The following is a 19,653-nucleotide window of genomic DNA, read 5'->3' as shown; positions in this document are numbered from 1 at the left end:
CGCCCGCATGAGCACCCGGAACCGCGCCCCCCGCTGGGCCCTGGCCCTGACCGCGCTCGGCACCCTGGGCGCCGTCGGCGCGTCCGCCGCAGTGATCGCCCTGCCCGGATCCGCCTCGGCGGAGGACACCCGCTACAACCTCGAAGCCCGCGGTGACGCGTTCTACTTCGAGGTCAACGGCGACGAGATCCCGGCGTCCCCGAAGAACGACGCCGGCTCGCTCACCGCCTCGGCGCAGACCACCAACTCCGGCGGCAGCCAGGGCTTCGCGGGCATGCCCTACTGGGGCAACACCGTGCAGACCCTGCCGGGCACGGCCAACGGCATCCCGAACCAGTTCGGCGCCGGTCAGGTCCAGATCCCCTTCGCCGTCCTGCCCGGCTACGTCCAGACCGCCTCCAACGCCACCCAGGAGGCCTCGGAAGACTTCGGCTACGGGCGTATCAAGTCCACGAGCACCGACACGGCTTCCTCCGCCTCGGCGGCCTACGGCGCACCGCCGAACGTCCCCGCACCCAACCAGCAGCAGAGCGCGAACGCCAGTACGGAGGCCAAGGGCAACAGCGTCACCGCCGTTGCCTCCGGCAGCTCGGCCGGGTTCGTCTCCGGTCCGCTCGAGGTCGGCAACTCCACGGCGCTGGCGTCCATCACCCAGGCGGTCAGTGGCGCTCCGAAGATCGAGGCCAAGACCTTCGGGCGGTTCTCGGTCAACGGCCAGGACTTCGGCTTCGACCAGAACGGCTTCCGCTACCTCGGCCAGGGCCAGGACAGCAAGCAGGCCATCGCCCAGGCCAACGACGTCCTCAAGAACGCCGGCATCAAGCTCGAGCTGGCCCCGGTTCTCACCGACAAGGACGAGACCGGGAAGACGACGTACACCATCGGCGGCCTGATGGTCACCACCACCCAGGCCAGCCCCACCGGTGCCGGCAACTTCGAGATCACCTACATCCTGGGCCGCGCCAAGGTTGGCGCCTCGTTCGCCAAGCTCGGTTACGCCGCCAGTGCCGGGACCACCTCGGCCGGCACCTCCGACAGCAGCGCCGGATCGGCCTCCGGCAGCGGGACCAACAGCACCACCGACGCGGCAGCCGTGGACACGGCTCTGCCGGCTGTCGCCGGCCTGCCCGACGACCTGGCCGCGCAGGCGGCTGAGGTCCCGTCCACGCTCGCGCTGGTCACCGACACCGGTGTTCAGACCTTGCCGGGTGCCGCTCCGGTCTCGGGTGACGTCGTCCGCAGCCTCGGGTTCTCGGTGAAGCCGGGTCAGACCGGCGACGGTAGCGAGTGGCTCTACGCCATGCTCGTTCTCGCGGGAATCACGGTTCTCGGCGGGCACTTCATGTTCACCCGCCTCGCTGCGGCCCGTAACGCCTGAGCCGAACGGTCATCTCTGGCCGCCGACCCCTCGGGGTCGGCGGCCAGATGCGTTTACGCGCGGGGGCTCCGCTGCCGCGTAACGCGCAATCACCTGAGCCCGGTTCAGATTGCCGAGCTTGGCGAAGATGCGCTTCACATGGGTCTTGACCGTTCCCTCACCCACCACCAGTCGCGCCGCTATCTCGCGGTTGCTGGCGCCGGCCACGATCAGCTCGAGCACCTCGGTCTCCCGTGGTGTGAGTTCCGGCGGCGGCTCCCGAAGTGCGCGAACCGGCGTCGCGGTCGCTGACGTCGGCGTCCCCAGTTCGAGCTCGGCCTCGGTCAGGTCCAACAGCGCCCGGTCGACGGACGCGAGCAGTTCGCGCACGCGTCCTCGCCGCGCGCGCATCTGTTCGAGCAGGGCCGTGCGCTCGTAGAGATGGCCGAACCCTTCCGCGAAGCGACCGAGGATGTCGCGATCCGTCTCGTCGCAGGCGCGGCTCTCCGCCTCGTGGTCGGCGTGCAGAAAGCCGAGCACCCGCCCGGCGGGCACGATCGGGGCGACGACGTAGGAGTGGGACCGCCCTTCGCGGATGATCGGGTGGATGTCGGGTGCGGTCACATCGTTCACGAGCGCCGCTCTGTGCTCACGCAGGAGCTGTGTCTCGCGGATCGATTCGTCCAGCGGGATGGAGTTCATGCTCCAGGCAGCGACCCAGGGTTCACCGGCGACAGCATCGTTGACCTGCCAGGGGAGCCATCGGCCGTCCTCCACCCGGGACAGCAGCACGCGCGCGAATCCGCAGCTCCGGGTCACCTCGGGGCACACCTCGGCGAGGAGCGTGGCGGTGGACGGGCAAGCGCGGAGTCGGGCGAGGCCTTGCTCCGCCCTGGCCAGCCGGGAGACTCCGCTGACCAGGTCGTGCTCACGGAGCAGCAGAGCTATTCGTTGCGCATCTGCGACGACCCTGCCGAGACCGACGACGTCGGCGCCGGGGGAGCCGAGCGCGGCCAGGCACGTCTCGGTCAGTGACTCGAGGTCCGGGGCTTCGTCCGGTCGGCGCGCCGGGTCTGCTCTGCTGCCGAGGAGCGCGCGGGCTCGATTGTGCAGCGAGTGGGCAGCGGAGATCAACGCCGCCCGACGTTCGGCCGGATCGCCCGAGGTGCTCACGTCGTACCTTGCAGGCGGCGCAGATAGCGAGCCACGGCGTCGGCGCGGCCGGTCGCGCCGAGCTTGCGGTAGATCCGAGTCGCGTGCGCCTTCACCGTCGCCTCGGACAGGAAGAGGCGCTCCGCAATCTCCAAATTGCCCGCCCCGGTGACGATCAGTTCCATCACCTCGCGTTCGCGGCGGGAGAGAGGAGTGTCCGACGGTGCGTCACTCGCCGTTTCTGCGCCGGAAGTGACGCCGAGTGACTCCAATTCGCGGCCGACGAGCATCAGCTCGGCGGAGTTGAGCGCGGCAAGTTCCTGCTCGGCCGTGGCGAAGGCGGAGTGCACGCGTTCTCGCTGCGCCTGCAGCCGCTCCAGGCGTGCGACGTGTTCGAAGATGAGGCCGAATCCCTCGGCGAAGGTCCAGAGGTTGTCGCGGTCGACCTCCGTCAACACTCGGCGACCGAGCGAACAGTCCACCTGGAGAAACCCAATGACCTCGCCGCTCGGCATCACCGGAGATGCGACGTAGGCGGAGCTGTAGGTGGCGGCGACCAGGTCGCGATCGACCCGCGGATCCGTCGCTGAAATGACCGCAGCGGTCCGCCGGTGCACCAGGTCGCTCTCCAACGTGCCCGGACGCAGAGGAATCCACTGCCGTGTCAGGTATGCCCGGGTCTCGGCGGCGACGCGGGGATCGACCTCTGGGCTGATCCAGATCGCTGCGGCCTGCCAGGTCGACCCACGCCGGCGTGAGATCACCGTGCGGTCGAAGTCGCAACATCGGGCGAGCTCCTCGGCCGCGGCTTCCAGCAGGTGCCGGACGTCGGCGATGCGCCGCAGGCGGGACAGGCTCTCGTGAATCCGCGGCAGGGTGGCGAACCGGCGTTGCACCGTGGATTCGATCAGATGCGCCCGCAGCCGGGTGACCTCGGTCAGGGCACGCCCCGCGGCCGCGACCGTTTGCGGGTCCGCGGGGTTAGCGGCCCGTAACTGAGCGACCAGCTGCTGGGCGGTGGACTCCAGGCCCGCGGCCGCCTCGACGACCTCGACGGCGTCCGACCGACCGGACGTCGCGAGCAGAACTCGAACCCGGCCAACGAGCTTCAGGGCGGCCGCAGCCGGTGGGGGCTCCATACGTCGGAAGTATCCCCGAAGACTCATGGGATTACGACTTCAGGAGGACGCCTCAGCGCGATAACGGGCATTAACGTTCAAGGGCCCCGACCCGGAGAGAGGCAGCGATGATCCGATTCCAGGGCGACGCGGGACCGATCCCGCTCCCCGCGCCAGAGACCTACACCCGTGACCTCAACGAGGTCATGCAGACCATCGCCACCGTCGGCCTGTGGGCGGGCACGATCGCCCTGCTCATCTACGCCGCCCGGATCGGCCGCCAGGAGCGCTCGCCGCTTCCTGTGTTCATCGTCCTGGCCGTCGCCGCGGGCAGCATCTTCGAGCCCATCTACGACATCACGTACCACCTGCACTGGCTCGGCGCGGATCCCGAGGGCAACGGACCGCAGTGGACGCTCTTCACGTCCTTCGGCTTGCCGCAGCCGGTCTGGGTGATGCCGGCCTACGTCGTCGTGTTCGCGTTGCCGGCGGTCCTCCTGTACCGCACGTTCGCCGGCGGTGTGACGCTCAAGAAGATTTACCAGTACGCGGCGCTGACCGCATTCACGACGGCGCTGTTCGAGACCATCGCGGTGAACTCTGGCCTGTACACCTACTACGGGGAGGCGCCGATGCGCTTCCTCAACTACCCGCTGTTCATCGCCTTCATGGAGTGCGCGCAGATCACCGGCTTCGCGGTGCTGTGCGCGGTGATCAAGCTGCGGGCCACCAAGTGGCAGCACAACCTGATCGTCTTTCTGGTGTTCCCGGCGAACTTCGCCTTCGAGTGCCTGGGCGCCGGATTCCCGACGCTGGTGGCGATGAACGCTCCGAACCCCTCGACCGCGGTCATGTGGGCCATGGCTCCGGTCAGCATCGGCCTCGCGGCGGCCGGCCTGTACTGGACTAGCCAGGCGCTGTTCGCGGTCCAGCGGCTCGCCGAGCTCGAGGGCCGGGCGCCGTCGCTCTCGCCGACGAGTCGTATCGAGCAGATCGCCGCCCCCGTCGTCTGACGACCGATAGTTGGTACGTTCGCCCGCCGGCTTTCTCGCCGGCGGGCGGATGTGTTTAAGCTCCCAGAAGCTCCATCCGGCGGCGCACGTTAACTGTGGTTAACTGGGCCGGACACCGTCTCACCCGGAGGTTCCCGTGACCGAGAAGATCGTCATTGCCAACTGTGGCGGGTTCTGGGGGGATGACCCCACGGCGGCCCGGCGTCAGGTGGAGGGTGGTCCGATCGACTACCTGGTCATGGATTACCTGGCCGAGGTGACGATGGCGATTCTGCAGAAGCAGAAGGCCAAGCGCCCGGAGCTGGGGTACGCGGGGGACTTCCTGACCCAGCTGCGGGATGTGCTGGTGCCGTGCATGGACAAGGGCGTCACGATCATCGCGAACGCCGGTGGGGTGAACCCGCATGCGTGTGCGGCGGCGGTGGAGAAGCTCGCCGAGGAGCTCGGGGTTCGGGACAAGGTTCAGCTCGGTGTGGTGTCCGGTGATGACCTGTACTCCGACCTGGACGACCTGCTGGCCTCGGGTCAGGTTCTGACGAACATGGAGACCGGCCGGCCGCTCTCGGACGTGCGGGACGCGGTGTCCTCGGCGAACGTCTACATCGGGGCGCCGGCGATCGTGCGGGCGTTGGAGCTGGGCGCGAACGTGATCGTGGCCGGTCGGGTGACTGACACCTCGGTGGCGATGGCGCCGATGATCCACCGCTTCGGCTGGGCCCCCGATGACTGGGACAAGCTCGCCGCCGGTGTGGTGGCCGGGCACATCATCGAGTGCGGCTGCCAGTGCACGGGTGGGAACTTCACTGACTGGCACCTGGTCCCGGACCACCGCAACATGGGTTACCCGCTGGTCGAGGTCTACCCCAGCGGTGAGTTCGTGGTGACCAAGCACCCCGGCACCGGTGGCCTGGTGTCCGTGCACACCGTTTCGGAGCAGCTGCTGTATGAGATGGGCGGCCCGGCGTACCTGTCCCCGGACTGCATCGCCCGTTTCGACTCGATCGAGTTGACCCAGGAGGGCCCGGACCGGGTCCGCGTCTCCGGGATCGTGGGCGCCCCGCCGCCCGAGTTGCTCAAGGTCGCCGTGTCCTACTCCGACGGGTACCGCTCGGTGGGGCGGTTGCTGCTCTCGGGTCCGGACACGCTGCGCAAGGCGAACAAGGTCGCCGAGGTGTTCTGGCACGCCGCGGGCGGTCAGGACCTGTATGAGGAGGCCTCGACCCAGTTCATCGGCTGGGACGCCTCCCACCCCTCGCTGACCGCGACCGAGCCCAGTGAGGTCCTGATCCAGTTCGGTGTCCGCGACCGGGACAAGGCCAAGATCGAGGCGCACTTCGCCCCCATGGTCGTCGGCGTCATGCTCCAGGCCCTGCCCGGCATGACCGTCCCGGCCGATCAGGGCCGCCCCCGCGTGGCCGAGGTCGTGGCCCACTGGCCCGCGCTGATCTCCCGGGACGCGGTCAAGGCCACCGTCACCGTGGACGGGGTCACCGAACCGGTCTCCTCCTCCGCCGCCGCCTACACCGACGTCCGCGTCCCGGTGGCCCCGCTGCACAAGCCCACCCCGGCCGACAGTGCCCGCCCGCTCGAGGAGCTTTCCGCCGAGGGCGAGACCATCACCGTCCCGCTTCTGCAGCTGTGCATCGGCCGCTCCGGGGACAAGGGCGACACCGGCAACGTCGGCATCCGCGCCCGCAGCCCCGAGATCTACCACTGGATCAAGGCCAACATCACCGCCGAGGTGGTCAAGCAGCAGTTCAAGGACATCTGCTACGGCGAGGTCGAGCGCTTCGAACTGCCCAACCTGCTCGCCCTGAACTTCCTGCTCCACGAGAGCCTCGGCGGCGGCGGCGCGAACTCCCTGCGCTTCGACGCCCAGGGCAAGACCTTCTCCCAGTACCTGCTTTCCATGGAGGTCACCGTCCCGGCCGCGCTGGTGGCCACCGCCGCGTGACGCTCTCGGAGCACCTGCGGGCCGGTGCTGCGGCCCGGCCCGCACGGATCGTCTTCTGCGAGGCGGACGACCCGCGCGTCCAGGCCGCCGCCAAGACTTTCGGGGACGGTCTCGGCACGCCGGTGTTGCTGACCGCCGAACTGCGGGAGCAGGTCCGACCCGACCTGACGCCGGGTCATGTCGAGCGCCGCACCGCCCGCGGTGTCTCCGCCGAGGACGCGGCCGCCGAGCTCGACGACCCGCTCCTCGTCGGTGCGCTGATGGTCCGGGCCGGTCTCGCCGACGGAGCCGCTGCCGGTGCCGTGGCGACGACCGCGGCGACCGTGCGCGCCGCGCTCCGGGGCATCGGGCCCGCGCCGGGCGTCTCGACCGTCTCCAGCTTCTTCCTCATGGAATGCCCGCACGCTGCCGGCGGCCCCCGGACGGTCGTCTTCTCCGACTGTGGCGTCGTCCCCGACCCGACCGCCGAGCAACTCGCCGACATCGCGATCGCGAGCGCCGCGAGTGCCGAAGCCCTGCTCGGTGAGCCGGCGCGGGTGGCGCTGCTCAGCTTCTCCACCAAGGGCAGCGCGGAGCACGCCCGGGTCGAGAAGGTCCGCCGGGCCTGCGCGCTCGCGGGGGAGCGGCGGCCCGACCTCGCGATCGACGGCGAGCTCCAGGGCGACGCCGCCCTCGACGCCGTCGTCGGTGCCGCCAAGGCCCCGGGGAGCTCCGTCGCCGGTGCCGCGAACGTCCTGGTCTTCCCGGACCTCGACGCCGGCAACATCGCCTACAAGCTCGTCGCCCGTCTCGGCGGGGCGGTCGCGGTCGGCCCCGTGCTGCAGGGCCTCGCACTCCCGATGAACGACCTGTCGCGCGGCGCGAACGCCGACGAGATCGTGGACCTCGCCTGCGTCACCGCGCTCCAGGCCGCCGCTATCCGGCGACCGGCGTAGCGCTCGGCTCCGGGCTGGCTTCCGGGCTGGCTTCCGGGCTGGCTTCCGGGCTCGATTCCGGGCTCGGCGGGAGCGTCCCCTCGGGAATCTCCGGCGGGGCGACCTTGGGACGCTCGGAGAGCAGCGTCCGCGGGTAGCCGGGGTCGCGGTCGCCGAGCCGGGCGTCGTCCCACATGTCGTTGCCGAGCAGCGCCAGGATCTGGGTGATCTCGGTGGCCTCGGTCCGAAGCTTCGCCGGGACCAGTCGGCTGACCTGCGCCACGCGCATCGCCTCGGCCTGGGTGAGCAGGCCGAGCATCACCCGGGTGTTGAGCTCGCGTTCGTCCTGCGGGTCCGGAGCGGCGTAGAGGGCGTCGGAGGCGGCGGTGAGCTCCTTGGCAAGCCGGTCCAGGTCCTCGGACGATCCGTCGGCGATGGCCTTCACCTCGGCCTCGATGGTCGGGATCTTCGCTGCCTCGACCGCGGCCTTCCACGTCTCGGCCGTGTCCTCGGGCCGCTCGTTCTGGTACTCGCGGTTCTGCGGGACCCCCGGCTGAGCTTGGGCCAGCGGCGGGCCGGGCGCGAGGTCGGTCCCGGCGAACGAGGGCACGTCCACGGCGCGGGAGTACTCGAAGCCGGGGACCTCCTGCTCAGCGGTGACGAAGGGCTCGAGCTCGTCGCTGCCGAGGTCGTAGAGGCGGTCGGCGACATAGCGGAGCCGGCCCATGATCAGCTGCACCTGCCGGTTGAGCTGCTCCTCGTCCTTCCCCCGGAGCGCGGCACCCAGCTTCGCGAGTCGAGCGTGGGCGATGTAGAGCTCGACCGCGTCCCGGTAGTTGTCCAGCGCGCGGGGAGCCCGGGGGAACGGCTTGCGCTCGGCGAGTAGGGCGCGCGAGTCCAGGAACTGGCGCAGGGCGAGGTCCGCCGCCGCGTCGACCGCCTTCTCGTCGGCCTTGCCCGTCCGCCAGTTGTTGATCGTCTGGAGGTAGCCGACGGCACCCTGGGACATCCCCGCGAAGTCGCCGACGACCTCGCCCTTCCAGCGGTCGCCGGGGGTCCCCTCTTCGTCGTCCGAGCCGCTCAGGGCCAGGGCGACCCCGCCCGCGCACAGGACGACGAGCGCGACCACCGCCGCGATCCACTGATTGCGCCGCTTGCTGTACCAGCGGTTGCGCCGGGCGGCTTTACCGGTCACCCGGCCGGGTCGACGAGCCATGATCTCCGCATCCTGCGAGGGGTCCTGGGCTGGGCGCCCCGGAGGGGCCCTGAAGTCTAACGACGCGGTTCGCATCGGGGTCGGCGCCGAACGCCGGCTCTTCTACCTTGTCAGCTGTGTTTGGCCGTCAGTAACCTGTCCCCCGGGAGGGTCCCGCTGCCCACCCCCTTCGACGGTGCCCATCGCGGATGTCAGCCGCACCGGGCCCGACGGGGAGCCGGCGCACTGGGGATGGTGAGCCGGAGAAGCCGCGACCGCATGCGGAGGCTTCGAACTCCCCGCGTGCCGTCGGGTCGGTTCCACCGGGACGGGAACCGACCCGACGGCCTTCTCCGTTCCGAGCCGCTCGTGGAGCGCCGGCTTGTTCCCCGTGGCTGCGCGGGCCCCCGCGGCATCGCGACCACCGATCGACGCCGGCGCGAGATCACGTGTCCAGGCGGCTGGCCGCTGCTGAATCGCAATTAACTCCACGAGATCCGTCTCCTGCGCTTGCGCCACTCGGGGGACCCACGTTAGCGTTAATGACGATAAACGTGAGGACGCCGTCCGCGTTCCACGCGATCACCCCAACCGGAGGGACCTCGACGTGCACTACAACTTCGGGATCGAGTGGCTGAAGGCCTTTCGTGAGAGCGCGGAGAAGGTCTGTGCTCTGTACGACCGCGATGGGTTCGTCTTCGAAGACGTCATGCTCGACCAGCACAACATCACCGACTACGGCGACCTGCTGCGCAATTTCGCCCCGTACGCGAACAAGGACCCGGAGAACGGCGTCGGGATCCACAACTTCCGGATCCGCTCGTACACCGGCGACCGCCGGTCGGGGCTGCTGCGCTGGGAGTGGTTCCCGGAGCACGCCGGCTCCTTCCTGGGCCTGGACGTCGCGGGCAAGCCGTTCGGTACCCAGGGCCACACGTTCCACCAGTACAACGAGCAGGGCCTGATCGTCCGCGAGTCGTCCTGGTGGGACGCCGCGGCGGTGCTGCGCGCGGTCGGCCCGGTCAGCCCGACCAAGAGCCTGACCGGCAAGACCTCGATCGCTTCGCCGGAGGGTGGCACGTTCACCCGCGCGGGCTCGGGCATGGAGCACGCCCAGCGTTGGTGCGACGCGCTCGGCAACGATCTCGCCGCGTTGCGCGCCATGTACTCGGACTGGTTCACCCTGGAGTGGACCGTGGTCGACGACCACGAGCAGGACACGGTCACGGACAGCGACATGCTCGCGAACGCGCTCGGCGGCATCTCCAGCAAGGAGAACGGAACCTACACGTTCACGCCTCGCGAGGTGTTCGAGGGCAACGGGCACCAGCTGACGCACTGGACGGTCACCATCGAGGGCGCCACCACGTTCCGGGGCCTCCCGACCGGCGGCAAGACCCTGACCACGATCGGGTCGACCTTCCACGAGTTCGACTCCGAGGGGCGGATCCTGCTCGAGTCCACGATCTGGGAGGACAACACCATCTTCGTCGAACTCGGTGTGCCGATCCTGCGTCCGCACTACTGGGAGGCCGACTTCGACATGGAGGCCTTCGTTGCGAGCCTGGGCGGCTGACGCTCGGACTCTTCTCGGGAAACGACGGGAGGCGCGACCGGGGCAGTCGTGCGGCGGCCGGCTGCGCCTCCCGATCTCTGTCCCGCTGCAACGAACAGGCGTGGGCACCGGCGTAGACGCCCGATAGGTTGAGCGTCTGCGCCGGTGTTGATTTGCGGCGCGACCGGGACAAGGAGGCGAGTGGCATGACCGAAAGCCCGATCCGGGTGCTCTGCATCGGGGGCTCGACGCGCCCGAACTCGAGTTCGGAGAAGGCGGTGCGGGTCAGTGCCGCGGCCGCGGAGGCCGAGGGCGCGGTGGTCGACCTGATCGTCAGCCGCGACCTGATGCTCCCCATCTACGACACGGAGACGCCGGACCGGACCCCGGAGGCCCAGCGGTTCGTCGCCGCGGCCCGGGCGGCCGACGCGCTGATCATTGCCTCGCCCGGCTACCACGGGACGATGTCGGGGATGATCAAGAACGTCCTCGACTACCTGGAGGACACGAACGCCGACGAGCGGGTGTACCTCGACGGCGTCCCGGTGGGCTGCATCGCCGTGTCCTACGGCTGGCAGGCCACGGTCTCGACGCTGCAGAGCCTGCGCACGACCGTGCACGCGCTGCGCGGGTGGCCGAGCCCGTTCGGCGCCACCATCAACGCGACGGAGAAGATCTTCGACGGCGACGGCGCCTGCATCGACGAGCGAGCCAAGTTCGGCCTGGAGACCGTGGCCAAGCAGGTCGTCGAGTTTGCCAAGCTGCGCAAGGCGGGGCTGGTCACGGACCTGGCAGTGGCCGGTACGGTCTGACCACGGCCGGTCCCGGCCGGTGGCCCGTCGACAGGAGCCTCGGTGAGCGTCCCCCCGGATGTCCCGGTCGTCGTGCTGGCGCAGGGGCGCACACGGACCGAACAGCAGCTGATCCGCGAGTGGGTCGCCGCGAATCACCGCGGCGCCCCGATTCGCGACCTCGACTCCGACGCGAGCTTCGACGACCTGTCCGACGACACCCTGCTGGTGCCCGTCCGGGTCACCTGGGTCTCGACGGCGTCCTCGTCGCGCCGGCCCTCCGAGCTGCTCGCGCACCTCTCGCCGCGCCGCCCACCGGGCCCGCTGCAGAAGGTGCTCATGCGCAACTCCCCGGGCCGGGCCGGCGTCGTCCGCGGCGAGCCCGCGACGGTCGGTGACCTGCGCGCCCGGTTCGCCGAGGAGACCGGCAACGCGTCGTCGTTCGCGACGTACGTGAGCCGGGTGGCCACGGTGGCCGTCGACCGGGCGGAGCGCCGCCTGATCGGTGACCGCTACAAGGTCCCGCGCCAGGTGGTCGAGCAGATCACCGCGTCGTCGCGCTTCCGGGCCAAGGCGGCCGAGCTCGCGAAGCAGCTCGACCGCCCCGAGGCCGACGTGCTCGCCGACCTGCGCGAGTGCCTCAACGAGCTCGTCACCGTGCAGAGCCCGGCGGCGATCGACGCCTTCCGCACCGTCCTGTCGCCCATGCACTCGCGGGCCTGGAAGGTGCAGGTCGACACCTCGAACCTCGAACGCCTGCGTGCGATGAACAAGGAGCAGGCGCTGGTCTTCCTCCCGGCGCACCGGTCCTACGTCGACCCGCTGGTGCTGGCCGAAGTGCTTCACGAGCAGGACTTCCCGCGCAACCACCTGCTCGGTGGCAACAACATGTCGTTCTGGCCGATCGGGCCGCTCGGCAAGCGGGCGGGCGTCATCTTCATCCGTCGCGCGGACACCGACGCCGCCGGCGACGCCATCTACAAGTTCGCGTTGCGTGAGTACCTCGGGTATCTGACGGCCAAGAAGTTCAACCTCGAGTGGTACATCGAGGGCGGCCGCACCCGGACCGGCAAGCTGCGGCCGCCGAAGATGGGCCTGCTCGCCTACCTCGTCCGCGCGCTGCAGGACGAACGGACCGAGGACGTCGCGATGGTCCCGGTCTCGATCGTCTACGACCACATGGCCGAGGTGCGCGCGCTGGACGCCGAGCAGGGCGGCGCCGCCAAGGCGGCCGAGAGCACGCGGTGGCTCGCGCGGTACGTGCGCGGCCAGCAGCGGATGAGCGGCAACGCCTGGATCCGCTTCGGTGAGCCGTTCTCGCTCCGCTCCGCGCTCGACGAGGCGGGGGAGGGCCCTGCCCAGCTGGACAAGGTCGCCTTCCGCATCTGCGACGGCATCAACCGGGCGACGCCGGTGACGTCGTCGGCACTGATGACGTTCACGCTGCTCGGCAGCCACGACCGGGCGCTGACCCTCGCCGAGGTCGGTCGCGTGCTGGCTCCGCTGCTCGACTACCTCGACGCCCGGGGGATCCCACGGACCGACAGCGACCCCGCGTCGCCGCACTCCCTCCGCGAGCAGGCCGGTCTGCGCGCCGCGCTCGACCAGCTGGTCGCCGTCGGTGTCGCGACGGTGTTCACCGGTGGCCCCGAGCCGGTGTGGTCGATCCAGGCCGGGCAGCATCGAGTCGCCGCCTTCTACCGCAACGGCGCGCTGCACCACCTGGTCACGCGCGCGATCGTCGAGCTCGCCCTGCTCGAGGTCTCGGCCAAGCCGGTGTGCGAATCCTCCATCGCCGAGGCGTGGGCCGAGGCGCAGCGCATGCGCGACCTGCTCAAGTTCGAGTTCTTCTTCCCGCCGAGCGAGCAGTTCCGCGCCGACGTGGTGAAAGAGCTTCAGTTGCTCGACCCGAACTGGGAGAACCAGGACGGGCCCGACGGCGGCGCGAAGATCCTGTCCTCCTCGCGTCTGCTCGTCGCCCACCGCGCGCTGCGGTCGTTCTTCGACGCTCAGCTGGTCGTCGCGACCGCGCTCGCCGAACGCGACCCGGCCGCCGAGGTCGTGACCGGCCCGTTCCTGGAGGAGTGCCTCGGCCTCGGGCAGCAGATGCTGCTGCGCGGGCGCTTGCACCGCGCGGACTCCGTGTCGCGCGAGCTCTACTCGTCGGCGCTCCGCCTGGCCCGGCACCGCGGGCTGCTGGAGACGGCGGCCCCGGGATCCGGCGAGGACGAGGCCGTGCAGGCCGCCCGGCACGACTATCTCGCCGAGGTGACCGACGTCCTCGAACGGCTCGGCCGGATCGACCGGCTCGAGGCTGACCTGCTCGAAGAGGTGCTGGGATGACGCTGGACAAGCTGCTCGCGGACGTCTTCTCCTCGCCCCGCGGACCGGAGATCGGCGCGTTCTTCGACTACGACGGCACGCTGATCACGGGCTACTCGGCGACGACCTTCTACAACCAGCGCTTCAAGGACCTCGACATCGGTCCGCAGGAGCTGGCCAGGACGCTGTGGACCGCGGTGCGCGGCATTCACACCGAGGAGGACTTCGCTGCGCTGCTCGAGCTCTCCCTCGGGGCGTGGAGCGGCAAGACCGAGGAGGACATGACCAAGCTCGGTCAGAAGCTCTTCGTCTCGGAGATCGCCGGCAAGCTCCACACCGAGATCTGGGAACTGGTCGAGGCCCACCGCGCCATGGGGCACACGATCGTGCTCGCCTCCTCGGCGACACGGTTCCAAGTCGAACCGATGGCCGAGGCGATCGGTGCCGACCACGTGCTCTGCACCCCGCTCGAGTCGGTCGACGGTGTGCTCACCGGCCGTACCGGGGGCACCCCGCTGTGGGGGAGTCAGAAGGCCAACGCCGTCGTCGATCTCGCCCGCGCCAAGGGCATCGACCTGACGCGGTCGTTCGCGTACAGCAACGGCGACGAGGACGTCCCGTTCCTCTCGGCGGTCGCGCACCCCACCGCCGTCGCGCCCGACAAGGGGCTGCGCGAGGAGGCCGAGCGACGCGGCTGGCCGGTGCTCGACTGCGTGCCGCGCGGGAAGCGGCCGGGTGTCGTCGACGTCGCCCGCACCGGCGCGTTCTACGGCGCCTTCGCGGGGGCCTTCGTCGCCGGCCTCGGCGCCGGTCTGCTCAACCGCAAGCGGACACAGGTCATCGACATCACCTCGACGATCGGCACCGACCTCGGCTTCGCGCTCGCCGGCGTGGAGGTGAAGGTCATCTCCGGCGCCGAGCACCTGTGGTCGCACCGGCCGGCGGTCTTCATCTTCAACCACCAGAGCAACATCGACGCGGTCGTCGCGATGAAGCTGGTGCGCCAGAGCTACACGGGCGTGGCGAAGAAGGAGGCGAAGAACATCCCGGGCTTCGGCCAGCTGTTCCAGATCGCCGACGTGGCCTTCATCGACCGCGGCAACGTTCAGGACCCGAAGGCGGCGCTGGCGCCGGCCGTCGAGAAGCTGCGCAGCGGCCTGTCGATCGTCCTGTCCCCGGAGGGAACCCGCTCGCCCACGCCCCGTCTCGGCCCTTTCAAGAAGGGCGCCTTCCACATGGCGATGCAGGCCGGCGTCCCCATCGTCTCGATGGTGATGAAGGGTCAGAACGAGGTCATGTGGCGGGGTTCTCAGACCGTGCGGTCCGGTGTCATCGAGGTCGTCGTGCTCCCACCGGTCGAGACCACCGACTGGAAGGCCGAGGACGTCAGCGCGCACGCCGAGGCGATCCGCAACGACTGGCTGCACACGCTCGCGCACTGGCCGGGCCGGCCCTCCGCTCCCGAGTCGGTGACCGACGGCGCCGGAAAGGCGACGCCGTGACCACCGAAGCCCCCATGGCGAGCGCCGAGTGGGGCGGCGGCAGCGACGTGATGAACGCCTTCGAGGCGCTCATGTGGCGGGTCGAGGACGCCTCCCCGGTTCGGTCGACCTGCGTCGGGATCGAGCTGCTCGACGGCACGCCGAACTGGAACGCGGTGGTCGAGACGCACCACCGCCTGACCCGGCTGATCCCGCGCCTGCGGCACCGCGTCGTGTCCCCGCCGATGGGGCTGGCGCCGCCGCGATGGGCCGAGGACCCCAACTTCGACCTGCACTACCACTTGCGCCGGACGCGTCTGCCCGACGACGCGGGCTGGGCGGGCCTGCTCGCCGCCGCCGAGAAGGCGGCGATGCGTGGCTTCGATCGGGCGCGCCCACCGTGGGAGGCCGTGCTCTACGAGGGCATGCCCGACGGCAAGTCCGCGTACGTCCTGAAGCTGCACCACTCGATCTCCGACGGTCTCGGGATCATGAAGCTGCTGACGTACCTGCACCCGCCGGCCGGGCTGGAGACCCCGGTGGGGCCGGAACTGACGCCCCGTCCGAACAAAGTGATGACGCCCCTGGACGCCCTGCGGGCGCACGCGGTCGAGGGCGCGCTCGGGACGCCGGACGTCCTGCGCAAGGCCGGCAGCACCGCGCTGCGGGCGCTGTCGAACCCGCCGGAGTCGGTCCGCTCCTCGGTGCGTTACACGTCCTCGCTCAAGCGGGTGCTCTCGCCGCCCGCGGCGGAACCGTCCCCGCTGCTGGCGGAGCGGAGCACCAACTGGCGCTTCGCCGCGCTGGACGTCGACTTCGCCGCGCTGCGCGCGGCCGCGAAGACCGTCGGCGCCTCGATCAACGACGCCTACCTCGCCGCCCTGCTCGGCGGGTACCGGCTCTACCACGAGGCGATGGGGGTGCCCCCGCAGCCGGTGCCGATCGCCATCCCGATGTCGCTGCGTCCCGCGGAGGCCGCGAACGGCGGCAACGAGATCGCCAGCGCCCGCCTCGCCGGACCGATGGAGATCGTCGACCCCGCGAAGCGGATGCTCGAGATCGGGGACCAGGTGCGCCGCGCCCGCGCTGAGCCGGCGCGAAACAACCTCAGCGTGATCGCCCCGGCGATCGCCCGGCTCCCCGCGGGCGTCATCGCCCAGATCGCGGGCGGCATGACGAGGGCGAACGACCTCCAGGCGAGCAACGTCCCCGGTCCCCGGGTCGAGGTCCACCTCGCCGGGGTGCGCGTGGAGCGGTTGTACGGGTACGCCCCGCTGCCGGGGTGTCCCGCGATGATCACCCTCGCGACGCACGGCCCGGTCGCGTGCGTCGGCGTCAACTACGACGCGGCGTCGTTCACCGACCCGGAGACCTTCGTCCGCTCGCTCGTGGGCGGGTTCGACGAGGTGCTGCGGGTCGGCGGCGACAACCCGCCGCCGGTGCTGGCGCGCTAGGAGGGCGGCGATGAGCGAGCCGTTGACCGATGCCTACGTGGGCGGCACCGGGACCCCGATGGTGCTCTTCCACGGCATCAACGGGTCCTGGCGCATCTGGCGCCCGGTGATCCCGACGCTCGAGCAGCGGCATGCGCTGTTCGTCCCGACGCTGATCGGACACCGGGGCGGCCCGGAGCTCGCGGCCGGCCCCAACGGCATCCGCGTCATCGCGGACGACATGGAGAACCGGATGGACAAGGCGGGGATCTCCCGCGCCCATCTGGTCGGCAACTCCCTGGGTGGCTGGCTCGCGCTGGAGATGGCGGCCCGCGGCCGCGGGCGGTCCGTCGTCGCGTTCTCGCCGGCGGGCACGTACACCTCCGAGCGCGACCTGCGCCGGATCGGGACGCTGCTCAAGGTGGCGAAGGCGACCGCGCATCGGAAGTCCGTCGCCCGCCTGATGGCGAAGCCGCGTACCCGGAAGGTGCTGCTGCGCTCCGCGATGCTGCGCGGCGACCTCATCCCGGCTGAGGACCTCGCCGGCATGAACGAGGACCTGCAGGCCTGCACGATGCTCGACGGCCTGCTCGCCTCGCTTCGGCAGACCGGCCCGACCCGCGAGCTCGCGATCGCGGCCGACTGCCCCGTCCGCATCGTGTGGGCCGAGCGCGACCGCACGATCCCGTACAAGCGCTACGGCGCGCCGTGGCGGGAGATCCTGCCCGGCGCGGAGTTCCTCACGATGCCGGGCATCGGGCACGTGCCCATGTACGACGACCCCGCGTTGGTGACCCGCACGATCCTGGAGTTCACCGATCGCGTCGACCATCCCACCACCCCACCCACCACCCCACCAATCACCCCACGTGCGACGGAGGAACCCGCCGAATGACTTCCACCGACTTCGAGCTCACCGGCTCCCAGGGCAAGCTCGTCGTCCGCCAGGCGACGCCGGCCACGGCACAGCGCGTCGTCGTGATCGCGCACGGCTTCGGTGAGCACTCCGGCCGGTACGCGCACGTCATCGACCGCCTGGTCGCCGACGGGGCCGTCGTGTACGCCCCGGACCACCGGGGCCACGGCCGGTCCGACGGCCCGCGGGCGGTCGTGGACGACGTGGAGGCGATGGCGGACGACCTGAACCTGGTCGTGGCGCGCGCCGCCGAGGAGAACCCCGGCCTGCCGCTGGTGCTCATCGGCCACTCGATGGGCGGGCTGATGTCGCTGCGCTACGCCCAGCGGTACGGCTCGGCGCTGACCGGGCTCGTCGTCTCCGGCCCGTTCCTCGGCAACCCGGCGATGGCGCCGCTGCTCGACATGGAGGTCCTGCCGGACATCCCCATCGACCCGGCCGCGCTCTCGCGCGACCCCGCCGTGGGCGAGGCCTACGCGGCGGACCCGCTGGTCTACCACGGCCCGTTGATCAAGGAGTCGTTCGTCGGCATGTTCGCCGCCGTCGAGGCCGTCGCCGCCGGCCCGGTGCTCTCGCTCCCGGTGCTGTGGGTGCACGGCGAGGCCGACCAGCTCGCCGACTACCCGTCGGCGAAGGTCCTCGTCGAGAAGGTCGCCGGCAACGACCTGGTCGCCCGCTCGTACCCGGGCGCCGCGCACGAGGTCTTCAACGAGACCAACAAGGGCGAGGTTCTCGACGAGGTCGCGGCCTTCGTCGCCCGCGTCGCCTGACGCCCTGTCACCATCCCGGGGAGTCAGTCACCGGCGTTGACGAACTCGTGCCGGAGCGGCGAGCCGGAGAACGTGCCGAGCATCTTGAGCTCGGCCGCGAAGAAGGTCAGCTCCTCGAGTGCCCGGGCCAGGCCGGGGGAGGCGGGGTGGCCGTCCACCTCGGCGTAGAACTGGGTCGCCGCGAACTGCCCGTCGACCATGTACGACTCGAGCTTGGTCATGTTCACGCCGTTGGTGGCGAACCCGCCGAGCGCCTTGTAGAGCGCGGCCGGCAGGTTGCGGACGCGGAAGACGAACGCGGTCACGACGTCCGGAGCGTCCGGGAGGACGTCGGCGGGCTCGCGGGCGAGCATGACGAACCGGGTCGCGTTGTGCGCCTCGTCCTCGACGTTGCGCTCGGCGATCTCGAGCCCGTAGAGCTCCGCGGCCGGCTCGGGGGAGAGGGCGGCCGCGGTCGGGTCGCCCGCCTCCGCGATCTCGCGCGCCGCGCCGGCGGTGTCGCCGGCGACGACCGGACGCAGCCCGAGGCGGCGGATCGCCTTGCGGCACTGGCCGAGCGCGTGAGCGTGGCTGTGCGCGGTGCGCAGCTTCTCCACCGGGGCGCCGGGCAGCACCATCAGGTGGAAGTGGATCGGCAGGAAGTGCTCGCCGACGATGTGCAGCCCGGACGTGGGCAGCAGGTGGTGGATGTCGGCCACGCGACCGGCCACGGAGTTCTCGATGGGGATCAGCGCGCGCTCGACCTCACCGTCGACCACGGCGGCGAAGACGTCCTCGAAGGTCGGCAGCGGCACGGTCGGGTGGTCCGGCCACGCCTGAGCGCACGCCAGCTGCGAGTTGGAGCCGGGCTCACCCTGGTAGGCGATCCGGCCGGGGGATCGACCGGGAGACGGTGAACTCACTCAGTCCTCAACTTCCAGCAGGGTCAGCGCCGCGTCGATCCAGATCGGTAGGTGCCGGTCCGCGGCCGGGTCCCGGGCGTCGAAGGTGTAGGTGAGCATGACCCCGCGCATCGAGGTGAAGAGCAGGTCGCGCACCGCCGGGAAGTTCGGGTGCGCCGAGAGCTTGGGCCCGTACATGACCGCGACGGTCTGCCGGATCGCCGCGCCGAGGCGATGCTCCTCGGGGCGGAGCGTCTCCCGCAGCTCCGGACGGGTGCGGCAGGCGACCCAGAGCTCGACCGCGGCCCAGAAGTAGGGCTGCTCGAACGTCGACCAGCACCGCTTGACGGCCGCGATCACCCGCTCGCGGTCACCGCCGGACTCCGGACCCAGCCCCGCGGCCCAACGCTCGCCGTCGAGCAGGCGCTCCGCGGCCAGGTGCTGGGCGGCCGCGACCAGCAGCGCGTCGCGGGAGGGGAAGTGGTGCAGCAGACGGCCGCGGGAGACTCCGGCGCGCGCCTGGATCGCGAGCGTCGTCGTGTCCGCGTAGCCCTTCTCGGCCAGGCAGTTCACGGCGGCCTCAAGGATCAGGGCGCGGCTGTCCGCGCTCCGGTCCCCGCGTCGGCGGCCGGCGCCCGGCGCTCCGTCGGTGGGACCGCCGGAGGAGGGGGCCTGCGCAGGGTCCGTCACGCACGTCAGCGTAGTGAACGGGGCCGGAATACCCCTCGTCCTGCCAGGAGATATCCCGTTCGGCGCGTTGAACACCACCGTAGGCAGATGTGGTCTGATGCACACGTAACG

The 19,653-nt window shown here is 70.7% G+C and carries 16 protein-coding genes; 11 read left to right on the top strand and 5 right to left on the bottom strand.

Annotated features, from left to right (window positions below; all coding sequences use genetic code 11):
• Positions 1-7: 7 nt before the first annotated feature.
• Positions 8-1,378 (top strand): hypothetical protein, encoded by a 1,371-nt coding sequence (locus tag SPOPO_RS0123225; protein WP_245541744.1) that lies wholly within the window; start codon positions 8-10, stop codon positions 1,376-1,378.
• 9 nt (positions 1,379-1,387) lie between these two features.
• Here the strand turns inward: SPOPO_RS0123225 and SPOPO_RS35970 are convergent, their stop codons facing one another.
• Positions 1,388-2,530, bottom strand: coding sequence for a helix-turn-helix transcriptional regulator (locus tag SPOPO_RS35970; protein WP_019877539.1), 1,143 nt, complete (start codon positions 2,528-2,530; stop codon positions 1,388-1,390).
• Positions 2,527-3,648 (bottom strand): helix-turn-helix transcriptional regulator, encoded by a 1,122-nt coding sequence (locus tag SPOPO_RS31260; RefSeq protein ID WP_019877538.1) that lies wholly within the window; start codon positions 3,646-3,648, stop codon positions 2,527-2,529. Before SPOPO_RS31260 ends, SPOPO_RS35970 begins: the two co-directional genes overlap by 4 nt.
• Before the next feature lie 107 nt (positions 3,649-3,755).
• On the opposite strand from SPOPO_RS31260, the gene SPOPO_RS0123210 reads away from it, so the two are divergent.
• From SPOPO_RS0123210 to SPOPO_RS0123200, 3 genes are all read left to right on the top strand, one after another.
• Entirely contained in the window at positions 3,756-4,640 is an 885-nt protein-coding gene (locus SPOPO_RS0123210; RefSeq protein ID WP_019877537.1) for a hypothetical protein, read from the top strand.
• Positions 4,641-4,776: 136 nt separating this feature from the next.
• The gene (locus SPOPO_RS0123205; RefSeq protein ID WP_019877536.1) at positions 4,777-6,594 is read left to right on the top strand and encodes an acyclic terpene utilization AtuA family protein; all 1,818 of its coding nucleotides are present in this window, start codon (positions 4,777-4,779) and stop codon (positions 6,592-6,594) included.
• Positions 6,591-7,529, top strand: a complete 939-nt coding sequence (locus SPOPO_RS0123200) for a phosphate acyltransferase (protein WP_019877534.1) — start codon at positions 6,591-6,593, stop codon at positions 7,527-7,529. The genes SPOPO_RS0123205 and SPOPO_RS0123200 overlap by 4 nt, the downstream gene beginning before the upstream one ends.
• On the opposite strand, the gene SPOPO_RS0123195 is transcribed toward SPOPO_RS0123200, so the two are convergent.
• On the bottom strand, positions 7,510-8,724 hold the full coding sequence (locus SPOPO_RS0123195) for a hypothetical protein (RefSeq protein ID WP_156870173.1): 1,215 nt from the start codon (positions 8,722-8,724) through the stop codon (positions 7,510-7,512). The genes SPOPO_RS0123200 and SPOPO_RS0123195 overlap by 20 nt on opposite strands.
• A gap of 586 nt (positions 8,725-9,310) precedes the next feature.
• Between SPOPO_RS0123195 and SPOPO_RS0123190 the strand changes: the two genes are divergently transcribed.
• The 7 genes from SPOPO_RS0123190 (at position 9,311) to SPOPO_RS0123160 (ending at position 17,971) form a co-directional block, all read left to right on the top strand.
• Positions 9,311-10,279: an ester cyclase gene (locus SPOPO_RS0123190; RefSeq protein ID WP_019877532.1), complete on the top strand. Its 969-nt coding sequence runs from the start codon at positions 9,311-9,313 to the stop codon at positions 10,277-10,279.
• A gap of 185 nt (positions 10,280-10,464) precedes the next feature.
• Positions 10,465-11,070 carry an NADPH-dependent FMN reductase gene (locus tag SPOPO_RS0123185; RefSeq protein WP_019877531.1) on the top strand — a complete coding sequence of 202 codons (606 nt, stop codon included), beginning with the start codon at positions 10,465-10,467 and terminating at the stop codon, positions 11,068-11,070.
• Between the two features lie 42 nt (positions 11,071-11,112).
• Positions 11,113-13,392, top strand: a complete 2,280-nt coding sequence (locus SPOPO_RS0123180; RefSeq protein WP_019877530.1) for a glycerol-3-phosphate 1-O-acyltransferase — start codon at positions 11,113-11,115, stop codon at positions 13,390-13,392.
• Positions 13,389-14,873 carry an HAD-IB family hydrolase gene (locus SPOPO_RS0123175; protein WP_019877528.1) on the top strand — a complete coding sequence of 495 codons (1,485 nt, stop codon included), beginning with the start codon at positions 13,389-13,391 and terminating at the stop codon, positions 14,871-14,873. The genes SPOPO_RS0123180 and SPOPO_RS0123175 overlap by 4 nt, the downstream gene beginning before the upstream one ends.
• The gene (locus tag SPOPO_RS31255) at positions 14,870-16,306 is read left to right on the top strand and encodes a wax ester/triacylglycerol synthase domain-containing protein (RefSeq protein ID WP_019877527.1); all 1,437 of its coding nucleotides are present in this window, start codon (positions 14,870-14,872) and stop codon (positions 16,304-16,306) included. The genes SPOPO_RS0123175 and SPOPO_RS31255 overlap by 4 nt, the downstream gene beginning before the upstream one ends.
• Positions 16,307-16,316: 10 nt before the next feature.
• Positions 16,317-17,180, top strand: a complete 864-nt coding sequence (locus tag SPOPO_RS31250) for an alpha/beta fold hydrolase (protein WP_019877526.1) — start codon at positions 16,317-16,319, stop codon at positions 17,178-17,180.
• Complete coding sequence (locus SPOPO_RS0123160; protein WP_019877525.1) at positions 17,177-17,971, top strand: alpha/beta hydrolase; 795 nt, start codon at positions 17,177-17,179, stop codon at positions 17,969-17,971. The genes SPOPO_RS31250 and SPOPO_RS0123160 overlap by 4 nt, the downstream gene beginning before the upstream one ends.
• A gap of 23 nt (positions 17,972-17,994) precedes the next feature.
• Here the strand turns inward: SPOPO_RS0123160 and SPOPO_RS0123155 are convergent, their stop codons facing one another.
• Together SPOPO_RS0123155 and SPOPO_RS0123150 are read right to left on the bottom strand one after the other, a co-directional pair.
• Positions 17,995-18,873: a prephenate dehydratase gene (locus tag SPOPO_RS0123155; RefSeq protein ID WP_019877524.1), complete on the bottom strand. Its 879-nt coding sequence runs from the start codon at positions 18,871-18,873 to the stop codon at positions 17,995-17,997.
• On the bottom strand, positions 18,874-19,542 hold the full coding sequence (locus tag SPOPO_RS0123150) for a TetR/AcrR family transcriptional regulator (protein WP_019877523.1): 669 nt from the start codon (positions 19,540-19,542) through the stop codon (positions 18,874-18,876).
• Positions 19,543-19,653: the final 111 nt, after the last annotated feature.

The sequence above is a fragment of the Sporichthya polymorpha DSM 43042 genome (genome assembly GCF_000384115.1).
GTDB lineage: Bacteria > Actinomycetota > Actinomycetes > Sporichthyales > Sporichthyaceae > Sporichthya > Sporichthya polymorpha.
The sequence above is the reverse complement of the archived record's forward strand: the minus strand, read 5'-3'. Positions and strand labels throughout refer to the sequence as shown.

Coding starts and splice junctions, on each gene's coding strand:
- SPOPO_RS0123175 (WP_019877528.1), top strand. CDS start 13,389: ATGACGCTGGACAAGCTGCTCGCGGACGTCTTCTCCTCGCCCCGCGGA.
- SPOPO_RS0123160 (WP_019877525.1), top strand. CDS start 17,177: ATGACTTCCACCGACTTCGAGCTCACCGGCTCCCAGGGCAAGCTCGTC.
- SPOPO_RS0123225 (WP_245541744.1), top strand. CDS start 8: ATGAGCACCCGGAACCGCGCCCCCCGCTGGGCCCTGGCCCTGACCGCG.
- SPOPO_RS31250 (WP_019877526.1), top strand. CDS start 16,317: ATGAGCGAGCCGTTGACCGATGCCTACGTGGGCGGCACCGGGACCCCG.
- SPOPO_RS0123195 (WP_156870173.1), bottom strand. CDS start 8,724: ATGGCTCGTCGACCCGGCCGGGTGACCGGTAAAGCCGCCCGGCGCAAC.
- SPOPO_RS31260 (WP_019877538.1), bottom strand. CDS start 3,648: ATGGAGCCCCCACCGGCTGCGGCCGCCCTGAAGCTCGTTGGCCGGGTT.
- SPOPO_RS0123185 (WP_019877531.1), top strand. CDS start 10,465: ATGACCGAAAGCCCGATCCGGGTGCTCTGCATCGGGGGCTCGACGCGC.
- SPOPO_RS0123210 (WP_019877537.1), top strand. CDS start 3,756: ATGATCCGATTCCAGGGCGACGCGGGACCGATCCCGCTCCCCGCGCCA.